Genomic DNA, 18,310 nt, shown 5'->3' with positions numbered 1-18,310 from the left:
TATCATCATGAAAAGGAAAAAACACTTAATTATAATGGAGCTGCTGCTTCTAGCCTCGATAATAATTTCATGCAAAGATTTCTTAAAGATCGATCCACCGGTTGACCAGATTGATACAGAAAAGGTTTATTCAAATGACGAAACTGCAATTTCAGCAGTAAGGGGTCTATATGTTAGGCTTGGCACCCTGGGCAGCTTTTCTTTCGGTGGTGATTATTCCCTTGTAACAGTTGCAGGAAGATCTGCGGATGAATTTACAGACTACAGTACTGCAATTAATTACCTCCAGTTCACGCAAAACAATCTTACACCACTTAATACAAATATGCGTACCAATTTGTGGCAACATCCCTATAGTGTTATTTACGCAGCTAACTCGATCATAGAAAATTTAGAACGTTCGAATGTCACTGGAAGTGTAAAGCAACAATTAACGGGCGAAGCTAAATTTGTTAGGTCATTATGCTATTTCTACCTGACTAATCTTTTTGGTAATATCCCAATCCTACTTACTACAGATTATAGATTAAATGCAATCGCTACCGCCAGTACTCCAGATCAGGTATATCAGCAGATTATTACAGACCTTACAAGCGCAAAGGAACTGCTTTCAGAAAACTATCTATCTGCAGACCGTATCAGGGCCAATAAGTGGGCCGCAAGTGCTTTATTAGCGAGAGTTTATCTTTATCGTAAAGACTGGGTAAATGCAGAAAGAGAATCTTCATTGGTTATCGCAAGAAGTAGCCAATATCAACTCAGACCAGATTTAGATCAGGTTTTTCTTAAAAATAGTACAGAGGCAATCTTGCAGCTTTATGTTATTGGCACTCCTGGAAACACATACGAGGGAAGCTATTTTATTCTCACTGCAGCACCAACCACCAGTAATGGGGTAACGATTAGTAACCAGTTGCTATCTGCGTTTCAACCGGGTGATTTACGTTCAACGAAATGGGTTGGAACATTTACCAGTGGAAACACGTCCTATAAGTTCCCATATAAGTATAAGGTTAAGACAGGAGCAACTCCTGTGAATGAATATTTAATGGTGTTAAGGCTGGCTGAACAGTATCTGATAAGAGCAGAAGCTTTAATAAACCAGGATAAAGTTGATGAAGGTGTTGCTGATCTTAACATTGTCCGGACCAGGGCGAGAGCTACTGCAACAATTGCAATTCCGCAACCACTACCTAATTTGGCTGATGGAATGAGCAAAAGTAATGCGCTTTTGGTTGTAGAACAGGAAAGGCGCATTGAGCTCTTTGCGGAATGGGGACATCGCTGGCTCGATCTTAAAAGGACTGGCCGTGCTGATGCGATATTGAAACCGTTAAAGGGGGCAAATTGGCAAACTACAGATGAACTTTATCCAATTCCTGCAACGGAGCTAATCAACAACCCGAATCTTAAGCCGAATCCCGGGTACTAATCAACAAATTTATAACTTATCCGGATGTATTACGGGTGATATCTATGTAAAGAATTTTTTAAACAAATAGGAACATGATAAAATATTGCATAATTTTTTGCCTTGCGATCATGGCAATAATCACTCAATCATTAAACGCTCAAGAAAAGAAAACTGAATTCAAAAAAGTAAATGTTGGCGAAGCATTACCGGACTATACCCTAACTAATCTAATTCATTATCCTAATAAAAGTATCAGTTTCAAAGATTTTAAAGGCAAAATTCTCATACTTGACTTCTGGAGCTTTGGATGTGCTGCCTGTATAGAATCGTGGCCCAAATTGATGAAACTTCAGCAAGAGTATAAGGACAAGATACAAATCATTACAGTAAACATTTATAATAAAGAAAGAGAGGTCATTCCATTTATCAAAAGGTTTGAAAAAATCGGCCAATATACAATGACGTTACCAGTCGCTTGTGGAGATAAAAACCTTAAGACATTATTTCCATTCGAGTCAGTTCCCCATGTAGTGATTATAGATAAAGAAGGAAAACTGAAATATGTCACTGAGGGATATAATTTAAATAGCGAAACAATCAATGGTATGCTTAAAGAAAAAGATTTTAAAATTGAAAAAAAGACGGATGAATTTATAAATAATGATGAACCTTTATTTGTAAACGGAAATACTGGATCTGCCGGAAAAAAGGATAATTTACTTTCAAGTTTTATGATAGCGCCTTACGCTTCTGAGGTTTTTTCTATTGCATTCATGTCTCGAAAAGTAAGGACGAAGGGGTTTATTGGTAATTATTCGATAAAAGATATTTTTGCTATTCTTTATGGAAAAGGGCGTGACCTCAGACTTGGTGTTCGAAATTCTAGAATTGGATTTCGTGATGTTGATACGACAAAGATAGTGATGAAGGTGAACGGTATAATCAAAAACGAAAATCGATACACAATACAATACATAGTACCAAAGCCAATACCAATATCCACAATGAAACGACAGATGATTGACCAGTTTGAGACAGTTATCGGATATAAGGCGCGATGGGAAAAACAAAAGAAGCAATGTTTGGTCATATCTCGATCCGACAATCCTATCCCTGAATACACCGGAGGTATAGTTTCAGACACGGTATATCAGACTGCTATTCGAACGAATGGTATTACAATGGAACAGTTCATCACTAAGATAAATTATTTTATACCATCTTTTGCAAAGATGACGTATCCAATTGTTGATGAGTCAGGATTTATCGGAAAACTTGGCCGGATAAGCATTAATTTAACCGATGATAAGCTAAACTATATAAACATGGGAAAGTTACTCTTAGAATATGGTCTTAAATTCAATATTGAAGAAAGGGAAACCGATATTCTTGTCATATCAAAAAATGACATAGAACCTGCAGAGTTTCCATATCCTTAAGGCACCAACGTGTATTTATTCAGATATTGTTCTTTTTTGATATAAAGGATGTTGTTATCAACCAATAGATCACTTATTGCAAGTTGTTTTGGTTATGCAGATTTAACATTGTCTATAGGATTTATTGTGTCCGTTATTGCTGTTGAATTTAGGTTTGTATCTATTTGCACTATGTGGTTCCTTTAATAAGTACAGGTAGCTGAGTTTGTTAAGGACTTCCATTATATTTTAACATATTTGAGGTACAACATAGACAGTACACCTGTCTTATAAGCACATTAACACCCTACAGGTCATCATTATAAGTTATTGTTTTTTTTTGACTTATACCACCTGAATATTTTGCCACAGGGTATAAAAATTACTGTTCGTCATGGGAAAGAAATCTGGTGCAATTTCCTTCTTCTGTATCATGCTGATAATATTGAACACCATTGATCATGCAAGGCCAGCCTTCAGCGGGCGTACATGATATGGTCTGGCTGCAATTGTTGTCGTCAGTGAGATTTAGTGGGCCAGCATTAAACACAATGCTTGTACTTTGGCCTACAAAAGCTCCGCCGATAGCAACTACTGCTATTAATGCGCTAAAAATTAATTTTTTCATAATAATTAATTTTATGTTTTTTATGCTTACTCTATGGTTGCAGGTTTTCAGCTTCCCCTGATTCATTCTCGAAAAGAATATTTTGAAAAACTATTATATCCTTAAGGCCCCCAACATGTATTTATTCAGACATTGTCCTGAAATGGTATAAAAGACGTTCCTATTAATCAATAGATCACTTATTGCAATTTTGTTTTGGTCATGCAGGTTTAACACTGTTTATAGGATCAATTGTGCTTCTTTTTACTGTTAAGTATAGGTTTGTATCTATTTGCAATATCTAGTTCCTGTAATAGTACAGTTTGGTTAAGGGCTTTATATTTTAACGTACCTGAGGTACGATATAGGCCGTCTACCTGTTTTTTGAAGCGGGTTGACGTTCTAACTTATCTTTATAAGTTGTTTTTGATTTATACCTCTGACATATTTTGCTACAGGGTATTAAAGATTACCATTCGTCACGGGAAATGAATATGACGCAACTTCCCTCAGCTGGATCATGCATATAATATTGAACACCTTCGAGAATGCAAGGTACGCCAACACGTGGGCTGCATGGTTTGTCCTCCTTACAATTATTGTCGTCAGTGAGATCTAGTGGGCCAACATCCAACACAGCATTTGTATTTTGGCTTGCAAAAGCTCCGCCGATAGCAACTACTGCTACTAATGCGGTAAAAAATATTTTTTTCATAATAATTAATTTTACATTCTTTAAGCTTACTCTATAGTTGCAGGTTTTCAGCTTCCCCTGATTCATTAGCGAATAGAATATTTTGAAAGACTATTACATCCTTAGGACGCCAACATATATTTATTCAGATATTGTCCTGAAATGGTGTAAAGGATGTACCATTTTATTTTCAGCTTTAATAGTTGCAGATGTTAATTTAACGCTGATCTATAGGATCAATTGTGTTCGTTATTGCTGTTAAATTTAGACATGTATTTAACAGCAATATCTGGTTCCTGTAATAGTACAGATAGATGAGTTTGTTAAGGGCTTCATTATATTTTAACATACTTGAGATACAATATAGACCGTATACCTGTCTTTGAAGCAGGTATACGGTCTATAACTTATCTTTACCTGTTGTTTTTGATTATACCCCGTGACATATTTTGCCAAGGGGGTATAGATTACTCTGGGGCAAGGGAAAGAAATTTGACGCAATTTCCTTCTTCTGTATCATGCTGATAATATTGAACACCTCCGATAACACAAGATGGGCCGAAAGGATAATAGCATGGTTTGGACTGGCTGCAATTGTCGTCGTCAGTGACATTTAGTGGGCCAGCATCAATCACAACGCTTGTACTTTGACCTGCAAAAGCTCCGCCGATAGCAACTACTGCTACTAATGCGGTGAAAAATATTTTTTTCATAATAATTAATTGTGTGTTTTTACACTTACTCTATGGTTGCAGATTTTCAGTTTCCCTGATTCATTAACGAATAAAATATTTTGAAAGACTTTTATATCCTTAACGCTCCAACGTGTATTTATTCAGATATTGTCCTGAAATAGTATAGAGGACGTTGCCATCAACCAGTAGATCACTTATTGCAGTTTTGTTTTGGTTATGCAAATAAAATGAATGCAGATACGATCCTAGCTTTAAATCGTAAACATCGATAACAGCAGCATTGTCAAATTTTCTATTGTCCTCTCTACGGCCCATTACTTTAGAATGAACATAAAGATAATTCCCCCATGTTGCACAATGGGCATTTACCAAAATTGGAGGTGAGGTTTGTACCATTTTATTTTCAGATTTAATGGTTGCAGATGTGAATTTAACGCTGTCTATAGGATCAATTGTGTTCGTTATTGCTGCTAAGTTTAGGTTTGTATCTATTTGCAATATCTGGTTCCTGTAATAGTACAGGTAAATGAGTTTGTTGAGAGCTTTATTATATTTTAACATCCCTGAGGTACAATATAGACCGTCCACCTGTTTTTGAAGTAGGTTAATATTTTCTAACTTATCATTATAAGTTGTTTTCAGAATACTATTTTGACCAGTTCTACTATTGACGTACCTGAAAACAATAGATTCAGCCCCCATGGCAACAGCATCCTGAAAATATGGAGTGAAAATAGGATAGTTGAAAGCAGTCCATGCCTCAAGTGTTCCACTAAGAATAGATCTTCCTAAGCCGTTGTATAAATAAAATCTGCCGTCACTTATATGTGCCCGGTATTGACCTTTATCTTTAACAAGATTCGCTTTGCTCAAGTTTAATTTGATCTTTTTCTGCTTTAAGTTTTGGTCAAACGATAACATCCAGCCAGTGTTATAATTGTTTGCCAAATAAATTTCTTCTGACGCTACACCAGCCAAATAGTAAGACTCTCTATCAAGCTTAACGCGATCCATCCTCTCCAATGGATAAATGATTTTTCGTGTGAACGAGTAAGACTTCTTTTCAAGTTGGTTCTTATAGCTGTATAGTAATAATAGAATTGGTAAAATTGCAATGCACATAACACCTACAAGCTTAAAAATTGAATTTTTCATGAGAATGCGATTTTAACCCCGTGACACATTTTGCCACGGGGTATAAAGATTACTAGTCAAAAGAAAGGAATCTGGTGCAATTTCCTTCTTCTTGATCATGCTGATAATATTGAATACCTTCGATAACACAAGGAGTACCAGGAACTGGCGAGCATAGTTTTGCCTCGCTGCAATTGTTGGCGTCAGTGATATTTAGTGGTCCAGCATCCAACACAGCGCTTGTACTTTGGCCTGCAAAAGCTCCGCCAATAGCAACTACTGCTACTAATGCGGTAAAAAATAATTTTTTCATAATAATTAATTTTGTATTTTGTAGTGCTTACTCTGTGGTTGCAGGTTTTCAGCGTCCCCTGATTCAATCGCGAATAGAATATTTTGAAAGACTATTATCTAGCCTTATTTTCGTTAAGTTGTGTTTGAAATATAATAGCGATAAGTGCAAGGATTACAAATCCTATGTTAAAGATTAAGTGTTCAGTCCATCCCATTTTTTCTAAAATACCCCCACAGGAACACGGTACCCGTTCTGCAAAATTTAGGATGATTATGATATAAGTGGTGAACATTAACATCAAGCCAAACGAAGCATAAAGACCCGCTATAAGTGTCCTCTTTAGCAATAAAGCAATGGAAAGAATAATTTCAATGGAAGGGATTATCCAGGCAATAATTACAGCGTAATCTGTAAGAATAGGCGATTGTCCTATCTGAACTTGAAACTTCTGAAAATCCAGTATCTTATTGGTAGCAGCATAAAGCCACAGCAGCACAAACAAGTAACAAATTACTTCCACCACTATTTGCTTGGTTTTATTAGAGAATAAAACTCTAGCCGATTGCTTATTCATTGTAGTTTCCATTTTTACAATTTTGGTCATGTGTAATTTAATTCCATTTAGCTTTTTTTTGCTGCAAGTAGTAAAGAGTTAAATACTCCGCTGTTGAAACCATCTGTGCCGTAATGCCCGCAAATTGGCCTGACCGGGATTTGGTAAGTGGTGTTCGAAATAATCATACTCTGTACTTTACTTGCGGCGCACTTAAAAATAAAAATTGAAAAAAATATCTTGTAATGTTGGTGTATATTAATTTGTATATCTACCTAAGTTTTGGTATTCATCAGCTAATAGCTGCAATTATTGGTGTTGAAGAAAGGACCGGGGTGCACTCTCAATTTGCCCACGGCCCTTTTAGAGTAAAAACTGTATATAATTTGGTTCATGTGCATTATCTACTTTTTTTGTTCATCCGCGATTGCTGTAACTTATGTCTTTCCCAAGCTTGGCTCCACTCCCCATTTGCAATTGCTTCATTCCTTATTTTAATTGCTATTTTTAAAGCCCGCGCTTCAGTATCTGCAAATACTTTCGAAACAAATAATCCATGATAGCTTTCGGCCCCGCCGTAAAAGCAAATGTTATGTTCATCATTTCTTATCACTTCTTCATTACACAGGTACTCACACATAAAAATATCTTTCGGCGTAGTACTAGTTTGTTCAAGTGTTATATAATATGGACTCTGCTGCTCATCCATCACATCACAGCTTTCTGGCTTCAGAAAATAGATAGTTTTGTCAGCGTTCATAGTTTTGAGTATTAGCGTTTTGTTATACCAAATGTATGTAGTGTTTAAGTGATGTTTTGTTACATATGCAACAAACGCATGTTACATATGCAACAAACTTTTGTTACAATTGTAACAAAAGTTAAGCGATTAGACATCGTCATCCTTATTGTGGTTATATTGTGCATAACCTCGGTTAAAACTTGTTTTTGACACACCTAGATATAGTGCAATAATATCGCTACTTATTTTACTAATTAAAGAGGGATAGTGCTTTAGGAATAGGCTAATTCTTTCTTTAATTGTTCTTTTCAGCATATCCTGGTAAAACCTACTGTGCTTTTCAAATGTTATTGCTAAATAGGGGAAAAGTGCCAGTACCTCGGGGAATTTATCAAGTAAAATTTGTAAAGAATAATAATTTATAGAGATTACTTCACCATCTTCTAACATTTGGATACTCTCTAATCTGTTTTCACAATTCAAAAAACTCTTTGTATCAAATATGATTTCATTAGTTTTCCAAATTCGTGTAGCAAATGTTCTGGTTGTTTGCTGATCATAATAAAAGCCAAATGCTATGCCGCTGTAAAGAAAATTCAAGTGGCCATCTTCATAAGATCCATTTTTTTGTATATACTGGTCCCTAGCTATCGGCTTTAATTGGCTATGTAAGATTATATGTTCTATACATTCTTCTGTTAAGGAGACCGCTAGAATTTCCAGCTTAGGGATAAGCTCTTGTCTAACAATACTTTTTAATCTTTCCTTGGATTCTTTTTCAACGGCAATCATTACACGAGGTTAAAATGATGATAAAATATTAAGCATTCTTCTGTTTATGTAGAGCGGTACTAAATCTGCATCTTGATATACCCAGGTATAGAGCAATTGCATCTTTGTTTATTCTATTGATTAATGTAGGATTATGCTGTAGGAATAAACTAACTCTTTCTTCAGCAGTTAGTTTTAGTAGGTGTTGGTAATAGTTGTTGTGTTTTTCACGATCTATATGTAAGTAAGGAAAAAGTGCATATAGTTCAGGAAACTTACTGAGTAAAGCCTTTAGATGGTAATAGTTTATAGCGATTAGCTCGCCATCTTCTAACATTCGGATACTCTCTAGTCTGTCTTCACTCTTAACAAAACTGTTTACATCAAATATGATTTCATCCTTTTTCCAAAGTCTCGTAACAAAGGTTTTGTCAGTTTCGTGATCATAGTAAAAGCTATGTGCTATTCCTCTGTACAGATAATTCAAATGGCCATCTTCATAAGATCCATATGACTGTATATACTGATTCTTGGTTACTTGCTTGAATCTGCTGTGTAGGGTTATGTATTCAATACATTCTTCAGTTAAGGAGCCTGTTAGTGCTTCCAGTTCAGGAACAATTTCCTGTCTGATGATTTCTTTTAACCTTTCCCTGTTTGAGTCGTTTCCCATCATAGTGCCAGATTAAAAGAATAACAATAAAACATTGAGATTTTTTGTGCGTTAGTCATTTTGTTCGATTTGTTAGCTTTTGTTTTATTAATTACAATGAAGTTATCGAAGATTCTAGCAGTAGAATGTCCCTTTTCGGACAAAAGTATGTTGCAAAAGGAACAAAAAAAGTTGTTGTAGAATACGGTGTTTTTTAGGTGAACTGGATTTTTCTATTAGAATGTGGGAATTTTTTTAATATGTTTGTTTATAACGCTCATCTTGTGTAAGGTTGAGAATCAGTAAGTTTAACCAGAATTGACCTATGACCAGTTATAGCAAATTTTCAGATGAAGAACTTGCCGCTTTCCTTAAAGGGGGGGATCATCTCGCTTTTACAGAAATCTATAACCGTTTTTTCAGTGTTTTGTATATTCATGCCTACAGAAGATTGAAGGATGATGAGGAAGCAAGTGATTTAATTCAGGAGATTTTTGCTGCGATATGGGATAAACGAAAAATGTTAGACCTCACAGGAAGCCTGTCTTCGTATCTATATAAGAGTATTCATAATCGAATATTAAATAAATTTACACATAAAAAAGTCTCGGACAGGTATATGGATTCTTTAGTCAATTATTCTGAATTGAATTATACCTATGCTGATCATAAAGTCCGAGAGCGAGATCTGAAACGGCTAATTGAAAAGGAAATAGATGCGCTGCCGGAACCAATGCGCGCTATCTTTATCCTAAGCAGGAAAGAACACTTATCTCACAAAGAAATCGCGGAAGTAATGGATATGACGGAGCAGGCCGTAAAATCTCAGGTTAAAAGAGCACTCAAAGTTTTAAGAGCGAAACTTGGTTTTTATAGCTATTTCCTGTGTTTTTTTAAACTCCTTTAAATTATTTCATTTTTTTTGCCCCCAGTATACCCTTGTGTTGTCTTACCTATATAGCCCCTGTTAAAATGGGCATTAGAAAAATATGGATAGACATGAGGCGCGGTCATTAGTAGATAAGTATATCAAAGGCAATTGCTCGGAAGAGGAAAAGGCCATAGTAGAAAGCTGGTATGTACAACTTCCGTATCTGGCTGATGCACCAAGTCCTGGGCAAATTATTGCGGCCAAGGATAATGTTTGGGATCAATTAATGAGTCAACGCCAGAATAAACAACGGTTATATTACCGTGTGGGAATGACTGCAGCAGCTGTATTGTTGATTGGGTTTGGAGCCTTCTGGTTCTTTAACAAATCTTTTTATCCCGAATCAAATCTTGCGACCACAGCTGCTAGTGACATTGCTCCAGGTAGTAACAAGGCAACCCTAACACTTGCTGATGGTAAAACCATAAACCTAAGTGGTGATAAAACCGGTGTCAAAATAAAGGAGACAGCCTTAACATATGACGATGGGAGTGCGATACCATCTAACGACTTAGCTCATGTTAAGGAGCAAATATTAGTCGCTACGACGCCAAAAGGTGGTACATATAAGTTTATGCTGCCCGATGGTACAGCCGTATGGTTAAATGCAGCTACCACTCTTAGATTCCCTTCCTCTTTTAAAGGCCTGTCTGATGGACAAAATCGTAATGTTGAATTAACAGGGGAGGCTTATTTCGAAGTAGCAAAAGATAAATCGCATCCTTTTATTATTAAAACAAAACTTCAAGAGGTTAAAGTGCTAGGTACTCAATTTAATGTAAACAGTTACCCTGACGACGATGATACTAAAACTACGCTGTTGGAAGGATCAGTACGTATTTTATCATCAGATAGAAAAGATGATGTATTACTCAGACCCAACCAGCAATCAATTGTAACAACCAGCAATATTCGGGTGAAAACCGTTGATCCGGAGGATATAATCAGTTGGAAAACGGGGGACTTCAGTTTTAGTGGTGAACCTTTGGGAAGTATTATGAAAAAGATAGCTCGTTGGTATAATGTAGATGTAGTTTATGTTGATAAAACACTAGCGGGTAAGTTATTTGGGGGGACAATATCGAGATATGAAAAAATCGCCGAGGTATTGCATCTTTTAGAAGTTACTGGTGAGGTAAAGTTTAAGATCAACGGAAGAACTGTAACTGTAACCAATAAATGATATGACTATGATCGAATATAATTTGTTACCTGACACCGAGCTCTTTATTCGTTTAAAGGAGGGAGATAATGTTGCATTTTCCGAGATCTATCAAAGATTTGGTGGTATACTATTTGTTTTTATAAAAAGGCGGGTAGGCGATACTGATGATGCAAAAGATATTTTGCAAGAACTCTTTGTTGACCTGTGGGTTAAAAGAGAAACTATTGAAATTACAACTAAGGCGTCATCCTATTTGTATGCTGCTGTACGTTATAAAATGCTCAATTTTATAGAACGTAATGCTACCCAAAAACGTTATGTAGATGCCATTGAATCTATAAATGAGCAGGACATGGTCATGACTGATCACCTGGTGCGAGAAAAGCAACTTGCATCCATCATTGAGCGGAATGTTGATGCACTTCCAAAAAAAATGAAAGAAGTATTCTTGTTGAGTCGACAGGTAAATTTGACTTACGTTGAAATTGCTGATAAATTGAACATATCAAAGCTGACCGTAAGGGCTCAGGTTAAGAATGCAATTAAAATTCTTCGAGAACGATTAAACTTAAATCTCTGATTCTTTAGGCTCTTTACAATCTTATTTAATAGTTAATATGAATATAGTCGAATACCGTTTGGTACCCGATACTGAACTTGTTATGCTTTTAAAAAAAGGAGATCAATTAGCTTATTCTGAAATATATAAAAGATTTTTTGGAATACTCCAGGCCTTTGTATACAAACGCTTGAGGGATGAAGATGAGGCTAAGGATATCCTACAGGAACTTTTTACCGATGTATGGTTAAAGAGGGAAGATCTGGAAATTCCAGCCTTATCACCTTATTTGTATCGAGCGGTGCGTAATAAAATGGTTAATCGGATGGTTCACAGGGAGGTCGAGGAAAGGTACATGCAATCTATCGCGAATATGATGGAGCACGATAGCATTATGACTGACCACTTAATAAGGGAAAAAGAATTGGCGGCTAGGATAGAAAAAGAAGTGAACCTACTGCCAAAGAGAGTTCGTGAGGTTTTTCTAAGAAGCAGGCAAGCGAACAAAACCTATCAAGAAATTTCAGATGAGCTTAATTTAACTAAGCAATCTGTCAGAACTTATGCGAAGATCGGATTGAAAATTCTTCGAGAGCGATTTAAATATTAATACCAGCAACAAAAAACTGACCGAAATAAAGCAATAATCAAGCTAATATAAATATGAATACTTACAGTAATTTTCCTGATGTGCAGTTAGTGGATTTGATGAGAGAATCTGACGATGCTGCCTTCATCGAGATTTTTAATCGCTATTATATCTTATTGTTTTCATTTACCTGCAGGCGTTTAAATGACAAGGAAGTGTCAAAAGATTTGATCTATGATGCATTTGCCTATATATGGGAAAAGCGTGACACGATTAATATTCCAGGCGAATTAATTGCCTTTTTATATACTGTAATTAAGAACCGGATTGTAGATCATTACAAACATCAGAAAGTTAGACAAAAATATGTCGAAGACTTTCAGAGGTGCCTTGATCAAAGACAAAATTCAACAGATCATCTGGTTCGTCACAATTATTTAAATGCAAGAATTGAAAGAGAGATAGCTGCTTTGCCCGAAAAAATGCGTGTTGTATTTGAATTGAGTCGAAAGAAGGCTATGAATCGGCAAGAAATTTCGGAGCACTTGGATATGCCAGAAAATACAGTAAAAACAAACCTTCAACGTGCATTAAGAATTTTGAGAGGAAAGTTGGAGCTAGATAAATCATATGAATAATTACAAAAAACTAGCTGATGTTGAACTTGTCTCTTATTTGAAAAGAGGAGATCGAAAAGCTTTTTCCGTTATTTATGATCGATACTGGGGAAAATTGTTCTGCCACGCCAAAAAGATGCTTAATGATGAAGAAGAAGCAAGTGATGTTGTGCAGGAGCTTTTCACAAACATTTGGTATAAAAGGGAAAGCTTAAATGTATTCAGACTTGATGGCTATTTGTATGGCACCATGCGCAATCAGATCCTCCATTTTATGGCTCATCAAAAAGTTATCACTAAGTATACAACATCTTTATCCTATTACCTGGAAAGCGGTGTCCGAAGTCAGGATAGCATTATGGTCGAAAATGAACTGCTACAATTGTTCGAACAAGAATTAGCTGCCCTTCCAGTCAAAATGAGAACGGTATTTGAAATGAGTAGAGGCGAAGGCCTTTCCCATAAACAGATTGCCGAAAAGTTGGATATTTCAGATAAGACCGTGAAAAAGCAGATTTATTATGCAACGAAAATCTTTCGGGAAAAAATTAGGATTATATTATTTTAAAATAAGTATCTGAAAACACAGTTAAAAAAGCAAATTAACAGAGCTATTAAGTTCATTAAACAAGGAATAGAACAGGTTGCCTAAAATCAATATTTTAAAACCTGTTCCAGCTAGCGCCTTCCAGAAGAGGTTTACTTTTTGATAAATTAGAGTCGAGCTCCTATTTATATAAAAGTCCTCAATTACCTCCTTTTGGAAAATGGACTTTTGGGCAAAAATAAGTTCGATTTTTGGCGAATTTTAGCCCAAAAGTTCATTGTTGTTTTTAGGTTACTACTTCATACCATTAGCTTGATTAGTAATATCCAGCTAACCTGCTTCTACTCATTACGGTTTGTTGAAAAACTGCGCTTTCTACTAAACTTTATTCAACTCTTGTTATTTCAGTATTGATCTTCTATTTTCGCTTTAAGTGTATATCACAAATAGAGAAAATTAAAAAATGAAAATAAATGAATTAAGAATAGGGAATTATATTCAGGACAAGGATGGTAATATTGATGAGGTGAGAGCGCTGGCCGCTGTAAGAGGCTCGTCAGAAAAAATTAATGACATACCGTATGAAGGTTATTTTCAGCCTATCCCACTAACCGAAGAATGGCTTATTAAGTTTGGATTAGTCAAAAACCCAGATACTTCATACGATATTGTTCGTTACGATATAGATGAGTATCAAACGGTCAAACTTTATAGCTGTGGTGGGGCTTCAGTTGCTGAAGAAGGTATGGATGCGGCTGAGGCTAATTACGTCCATCAACTACAGAATTATCATTTTTTGGTTATTGGTGAGGAGTTAACAGTTAAACTTACATAATAAAACCTTTTCCAACTAGCGCCGTCCAGAAGAGGTTAGTTAAAAATACTGGACCGAGATGAATAGAAAAATGGACTTTTGGGCAAAAATTCGCCAAAAACCGAACTTATTTTTGCCCAAAAGTCCATTGTTGTTTTGACTTATTTTGTTATAGCATTCCGTAAATGGTTTGGACTTTTTTGGAAATGCCTTTTAAAAGCACGGCTAAAATAGTATGGGTCGTTGTATCCTGACAGCTGTGCAATTTCACGAATAGTCTTTTTTGTAGAGGTCAAGAGATGTAAGCTATACTCCATTCTTAATGCGATTACCTGTGCATGAAAGGACTTGCCAAAGGCTACTTTAGCTAATTGTTCAAAAATTGTTTCAGACACGCCGAAGTGCCTGGCCATTTTTGGAATGCTATCGACTATGGTGTCTTTATAATTATCCTGAATAAAATTTTTGATGGCCAAAGCCTTAGCTTCATGGAAAGTTCTGGTCGTATAATTGCACTCTAGGAGCATATTGTGGTATTGATCCATAAGCTCGGTTAAAACGCTCTTTATCGTCGTATAAAGACTATCCTCGTTTATTTTTTTTAGTAAAAGCATTTTCTTCAGGTTCTCATTGATCTTTCTGCTAAGCCGACAGTAGGGAAGTGCAAACGCACATTTCTTTTTAGCTGTATAATTGGCAATCAGTGTTTTAAATTGATGCAAGTTTTTAGTTTCATGTAGAAACCATTCGGGCCGTAAGGTTAAAAGTAAAAATTTATGGACACCTTGCTTTAATTTGGCTCGATAATCTCCTTCGCCATGAAAACCGAAATGGTAGCTGCTGTCATTTATTGCAGAAATTAAGTTATCATTTTGATCGTACAACGCGGACTGCCCCTCAAACATGGCAAGCATAAAAATACTCCTGTTGGTTTGGGCAAAGTTGATGGTGATTTCCTTGTTTAACACATACTCAAACAGATCGATATGTACCAGGTGATGGCTGTGCGACTGCCGCAGGATTTGTCCTTCTGGAACGGTAATTAAATGAGGGAGCGCATATTGAATGGGCCAGGTACAAAAATGGGGTAAGTGACTTGCGCTGATATTTTCAGTAACGGCAGTCACCAAATTAAGTATAAGGTGCGATTGCATAGAGGACGTTATTTTTTATTTTTTTTAATTGACGCAGCCCATAAAAAATGTGATCTGCGTCATTGGAGATGAATGTTAATCCAGATCCATCAGATCCGGGTCAATACCAGTGAAGTCGCAAAATTCTTTTTTCGTAATGAACTGATCTTTCTCTTTATTGAGCGCAATTCTGATTTTTTTTAACAGACGTTGAGCTTGTCGCTCGCCATGTCCAGTAGCTTTACAGACATCTTTCGGATAAACGCATATTCTTTCCATATCATGGTGGTTATACCGCAACAGATCAAGTGGCGCTAGCAAAAAGGCGGGAGCCTTTATGGAACCTTACTGGCAGGTGGTTAAAGATAAGGTTGATTAAGCTCCCAATATATGTATATTTTTTTACTAAGAAGATAAAAATATGTAGAGATACGTCATTTTATGACAAATGCGTACAAATGCGTCATTTCGCGACAAATGCGTCATATCGCGACAAGCACTATTTTTATTCGCATTACATTTAGTTTATGAAAACAAAAACACAAACCTTCAGCAAATTTTTAGGATCATTTTCGGGTCTGTATTACCCTTATAGGATGGCGGTGTTCTGGCTCTTTACAAAGTCGTTATTAAGTCGGCTTTCGTTCGGACCTGGTTCGGACCTTGTTCGGAAAAACCCAATTGAAAGAGCTCCCCCAGACGAGGAGTAGTAAAGGCATATTAAGCAGTGCTATCCGGCTCGCAAAGGGCCTGAAAAAAAATCGAAAAAAATTATCAATTCACATTTAAAAAATAGAAATCATGGCAAGAATTAGAAATGGAATATTTGGACCAATACACGGGAAATTGGGTAATCTGGTTGGAGCAACCTGGAAAAACGTTCCTTACCTGCGGGTACTGCCCGACCTAACAAAAAATAGTAAACTAGCTACGCAAGCACAAATAGCTTCTAGAGAAAAATTTAAATTCATGCAAGAATGGTTAGTCCCCTTTTATTCATATGTAACTGTTGGTTTTAAAAATCATGCGAAGGATAAAACTGAAATCAATGCTGCCTTCTCTATAAATTACAAATTGGCTATTGTGGGTGTCTATCCTGATTTAAGTATAGATTACAGCAAAGTAGTGCTCAGCAAGGGCTATCTACCTGGATTGTTTAATGCAGAGGTGCAGTTTTCTGCCAATACAGAAGAGCTGGAGCTGACCTGGCTGCAAAATTACAATGATGATTCTTCTTTAGACGACCTGTTGATCCTCACTGTATATAATCGTGAACTTAAAATTGTAGATGGTTTTATTGGTGGTGTAAGAAGAGCTGATCTGAAATGTAGCTTAAAGCTGAATCCTAAATTGATAGGTAGAAGCCTTGATGTCTATGTAAGTTTGATCTCCTTGAATGGTAAAAAAGTAGCCAATAGTGAATATCTGGGAAGGGTGGTGGCGATATGAACGCACAATTAACTTTACTGAGAACACTGGTGTTGAAAGAACTTGATCCGGCTTATTTTAATATGGATAAACAACGAGTTGATTACTGGCTTGCTGAGCTGCCATTGTTAAAGGAGCAGGTATTTAAATCTATGCAGGATGAAATGCTCGGGAGCCTCGATAATCGCTTGCTAGAACGACACCTAAAGCAGGTGCAATACGATTGTGTTCATTTGATAGATATACTTTTTAAATATAAAAGGCAGCCCAGCATAGCAGCAGAACTTTATCGGTTAGCCGATAAGAGCTTCGAGGAAATATTGGTTCATATTGAAAGCCGGTATGCCAGTTTTTTTAACCTTCAAAATGAAGGCTGGACAAGGAAAAATAGTTGCGAGCCAGGTACTAGGATTAGGGTGCTGTTTTCTGTAGATGTGCTGGCGTACTTATTTAAGTTGTTAAATAAAGCAGGGGGATTAGATGCCGGTCCGGTAGCACATTTGCTTGTATCCTTATCTAAAAATTTTACAACACCAGGTGTTGGAGAGGGATACATTTCGGTAAATGGACTAACCACACGCTACAAACAAGTGGTGCAAACTACAGCCCAAACTACAAGAACATTACTGCTAAAAATGTTGAAATTTTTGGATGAAGAGTTCCATTTGAGTTAAAATCAATAAAAATACAATAAAAGAATGGATGCCTGTTGCATCATTAAATGCAGTTTTTAGGCCAATTTACCTTAAATGTACCATACATAGTGGGACTACCACAGGTTAGGGGGATTGTGTCTCTTTGTCTTGTTGTCGTAGGAATAACAGTACTGCAGGACTGCTGATTACGGACAACATATAACAGATTTTTAAACCTTTTAATTTTTAAAAACATGGGAATTATTAAACAAGGAATCCTTGGTGGATTCAGAAAAAAAACGGGAACAGTTGTAGGTGCTTTTTGGAGAGATTTAAATGTAATCAGGGCTTTACCACGTGCTAGCGGTAAGCCAGCTTCTCCGGCGCAGATCATTCAACGATCCAGGTTTGCTTTGGTGATCAGTTTTTTAAGTTCATTTAGTGATTTAATCGAAATATTCTATAGTAACCGATCTGCTTCAAACTCGCCAATGAATGAGGCCGTAGCCTATCATTTAAAAGAAGCCATTACAACTGTTGGATCAGATATCGAGATGGATTACACAAAGGTGAAATTTGCTCGCGGTAAATTGGAGTTGCCTGCTACTATGAGGTTGGCCGCTACTGTGGAAGGGAAAGTGGATTTTGAATGGACAAATGTAGGTAGTACCAATCTCAAATATAGAGATGCGACAGATATGGCCAATTTGCTGGTGTACAACCCTGCAAAGAAACAGTTTGTTAGTCTAATGAATGCTGCACCACGTTCTGCAGAGGTATTTAAATTGCAATTGCCCCTGGAATTTGGTGAAGATTATGTTCATTGCTACATCAACTTCAGTTCGACACTGAAAAAAGGACTGGTATCCAACAGTCAGTATGTAGGAAAGATCCAGATCGTTGCTATGTAAATTAAT

At 36.5% G+C, this 18,310-nt stretch carries 23 protein-coding genes; 12 read left to right on the top strand and 11 right to left on the bottom strand.

Features of this window, described 5'->3' with window-relative positions; all coding sequences use genetic code 11:
* The first annotated feature begins 7 nt into the window (after positions 1-7).
* Both BLS35_RS20155 and BLS35_RS20150 read left to right on the top strand, forming a co-directional pair.
* Positions 8-1,432: a RagB/SusD family nutrient uptake outer membrane protein gene (locus BLS35_RS20155; protein ID WP_090784742.1), complete on the top strand. Its 1,425-nt coding sequence runs from the start codon at positions 8-10 to the stop codon at positions 1,430-1,432.
* A gap of 110 nt (positions 1,433-1,542) precedes the next feature.
* A complete protein-coding gene (locus BLS35_RS20150) occupies positions 1,543-2,853 on the top strand; it encodes a TlpA family protein disulfide reductase (protein ID WP_165973366.1) in 1,311 nt (436 codons plus the stop codon).
* Positions 2,854-3,214: 361 nt separating this feature from the next.
* Here the strand turns inward: BLS35_RS20150 and BLS35_RS20145 are convergent, their stop codons facing one another.
* The 9 genes from BLS35_RS20145 to BLS35_RS20105 all read right to left on the bottom strand — a co-directional run bounded on the left by BLS35_RS20145 (position 3,215) and on the right by BLS35_RS20105 (position 8,999).
* Positions 3,215-3,460, bottom strand: a complete 246-nt coding sequence (locus BLS35_RS20145) for a hypothetical protein (RefSeq protein WP_132226036.1) — start codon at positions 3,458-3,460, stop codon at positions 3,215-3,217.
* 448 nt (positions 3,461-3,908) lie between these two features.
* Complete coding sequence (locus BLS35_RS20140) at positions 3,909-4,220, bottom strand: hypothetical protein (RefSeq protein WP_090784735.1); 312 nt, start codon at positions 4,218-4,220, stop codon at positions 3,909-3,911.
* 380 nt (positions 4,221-4,600) lie between these two features.
* Positions 4,601-4,846: a DUF6520 family protein gene (locus BLS35_RS20135; RefSeq protein WP_090784731.1), complete on the bottom strand. Its 246-nt coding sequence runs from the start codon at positions 4,844-4,846 to the stop codon at positions 4,601-4,603.
* A gap of 99 nt (positions 4,847-4,945) precedes the next feature.
* Positions 4,946-5,983, bottom strand: a complete 1,038-nt coding sequence (locus tag BLS35_RS20130; RefSeq protein ID WP_132226035.1) for a hypothetical protein — start codon at positions 5,981-5,983, stop codon at positions 4,946-4,948.
* A gap of 52 nt (positions 5,984-6,035) precedes the next feature.
* Entirely contained in the window at positions 6,036-6,275 is a 240-nt protein-coding gene (locus BLS35_RS20125; RefSeq protein ID WP_090784723.1) for a hypothetical protein, read from the bottom strand.
* A gap of 94 nt (positions 6,276-6,369) precedes the next feature.
* On the bottom strand, positions 6,370-6,843 hold the full coding sequence (locus BLS35_RS20120) for a MauE/DoxX family redox-associated membrane protein (protein ID WP_254778994.1): 474 nt from the start codon (positions 6,841-6,843) through the stop codon (positions 6,370-6,372).
* 367 nt (positions 6,844-7,210) lie between these two features.
* Positions 7,211-7,570 carry a hypothetical protein gene (locus BLS35_RS20115; protein ID WP_090784718.1) on the bottom strand — a complete coding sequence of 120 codons (360 nt, stop codon included), beginning with the start codon at positions 7,568-7,570 and terminating at the stop codon, positions 7,211-7,213.
* A gap of 129 nt (positions 7,571-7,699) precedes the next feature.
* Positions 7,700-8,344 carry a Crp/Fnr family transcriptional regulator gene (locus BLS35_RS20110; RefSeq protein ID WP_090784714.1) on the bottom strand — a complete coding sequence of 215 codons (645 nt, stop codon included), beginning with the start codon at positions 8,342-8,344 and terminating at the stop codon, positions 7,700-7,702.
* 28 nt (positions 8,345-8,372) lie between these two features.
* The gene (locus BLS35_RS20105; protein ID WP_090784712.1) at positions 8,373-8,999 is read right to left on the bottom strand and encodes a Crp/Fnr family transcriptional regulator; all 627 of its coding nucleotides are present in this window, start codon (positions 8,997-8,999) and stop codon (positions 8,373-8,375) included.
* A 301-nt stretch (positions 9,000-9,300) separates the two neighbouring features.
* Between BLS35_RS20105 and BLS35_RS20100 the strand changes: the two genes are divergently transcribed.
* The 7 genes from BLS35_RS20100 to BLS35_RS20070 all read left to right on the top strand — a co-directional run bounded on the left by BLS35_RS20100 (position 9,301) and on the right by BLS35_RS20070 (position 14,218).
* Entirely contained in the window at positions 9,301-9,882 is a 582-nt protein-coding gene (locus BLS35_RS20100; protein ID WP_090784709.1) for an RNA polymerase sigma factor, read from the top strand.
* An 82-nt stretch (positions 9,883-9,964) separates the two neighbouring features.
* A complete protein-coding gene (locus BLS35_RS20095) occupies positions 9,965-11,089 on the top strand; it encodes a FecR family protein (protein WP_090784705.1) in 1,125 nt (374 codons plus the stop codon).
* Between the two features lie 7 nt (positions 11,090-11,096).
* Entirely contained in the window at positions 11,097-11,651 is a 555-nt protein-coding gene (locus BLS35_RS20090; RefSeq protein ID WP_254778992.1) for an RNA polymerase sigma-70 factor, read from the top strand.
* A gap of 37 nt (positions 11,652-11,688) precedes the next feature.
* The gene (locus tag BLS35_RS20085) at positions 11,689-12,240 is read left to right on the top strand and encodes a sigma-70 family RNA polymerase sigma factor (RefSeq protein WP_090784699.1); all 552 of its coding nucleotides are present in this window, start codon (positions 11,689-11,691) and stop codon (positions 12,238-12,240) included.
* A 53-nt stretch (positions 12,241-12,293) separates the two neighbouring features.
* A complete protein-coding gene (locus BLS35_RS20080; protein ID WP_090784697.1) occupies positions 12,294-12,857 on the top strand; it encodes an RNA polymerase sigma factor in 564 nt (187 codons plus the stop codon).
* Complete coding sequence (locus tag BLS35_RS20075) at positions 12,850-13,404, top strand: RNA polymerase sigma factor (protein WP_090784694.1); 555 nt, start codon at positions 12,850-12,852, stop codon at positions 13,402-13,404. The genes BLS35_RS20080 and BLS35_RS20075 overlap by 8 nt, the downstream gene beginning before the upstream one ends.
* Positions 13,405-13,846: 442 nt before the next feature.
* Complete coding sequence (locus BLS35_RS20070) at positions 13,847-14,218, top strand: hypothetical protein (RefSeq protein ID WP_090784692.1); 372 nt, start codon at positions 13,847-13,849, stop codon at positions 14,216-14,218.
* Positions 14,219-14,358: 140 nt separating this feature from the next.
* Here the strand turns inward: BLS35_RS20070 and BLS35_RS20065 are convergent, their stop codons facing one another.
* Both BLS35_RS20065 and BLS35_RS20060 read right to left on the bottom strand, forming a co-directional pair.
* Positions 14,359-15,351, bottom strand: a complete 993-nt coding sequence (locus BLS35_RS20065; protein WP_090784689.1) for a helix-turn-helix transcriptional regulator — start codon at positions 15,349-15,351, stop codon at positions 14,359-14,361.
* Positions 15,352-15,426: 75 nt separating this feature from the next.
* Positions 15,427-15,609, bottom strand: a complete 183-nt coding sequence (locus tag BLS35_RS20060; protein WP_090784687.1) for a hypothetical protein — start codon at positions 15,607-15,609, stop codon at positions 15,427-15,429.
* Positions 15,610-16,131: 522 nt separating this feature from the next.
* Between BLS35_RS20060 and BLS35_RS20055 the strand changes: the two genes are divergently transcribed.
* From BLS35_RS20055 to BLS35_RS20045, 3 genes are all read left to right on the top strand, one after another.
* Positions 16,132-16,779 carry a DUF6266 family protein gene (locus BLS35_RS20055; RefSeq protein WP_090784685.1) on the top strand — a complete coding sequence of 216 codons (648 nt, stop codon included), beginning with the start codon at positions 16,132-16,134 and terminating at the stop codon, positions 16,777-16,779.
* Complete coding sequence (locus BLS35_RS20050) at positions 16,776-17,432, top strand: hypothetical protein (RefSeq protein ID WP_090784682.1); 657 nt, start codon at positions 16,776-16,778, stop codon at positions 17,430-17,432. The genes BLS35_RS20055 and BLS35_RS20050 overlap by 4 nt, the downstream gene beginning before the upstream one ends.
* A gap of 215 nt (positions 17,433-17,647) precedes the next feature.
* Entirely contained in the window at positions 17,648-18,304 is a 657-nt protein-coding gene (locus BLS35_RS20045) for a DUF6266 family protein (RefSeq protein WP_090784679.1), read from the top strand.
* Positions 18,305-18,310 lie beyond the last annotated feature (6 nt).

The organism is Pedobacter sp. ok626, assembly GCF_900100435.1.
Lineage (GTDB): Bacteria > Bacteroidota > Bacteroidia > Sphingobacteriales > Sphingobacteriaceae > Pedobacter.
This window is presented reverse-complemented; position numbering and strand designations above follow the sequence as displayed.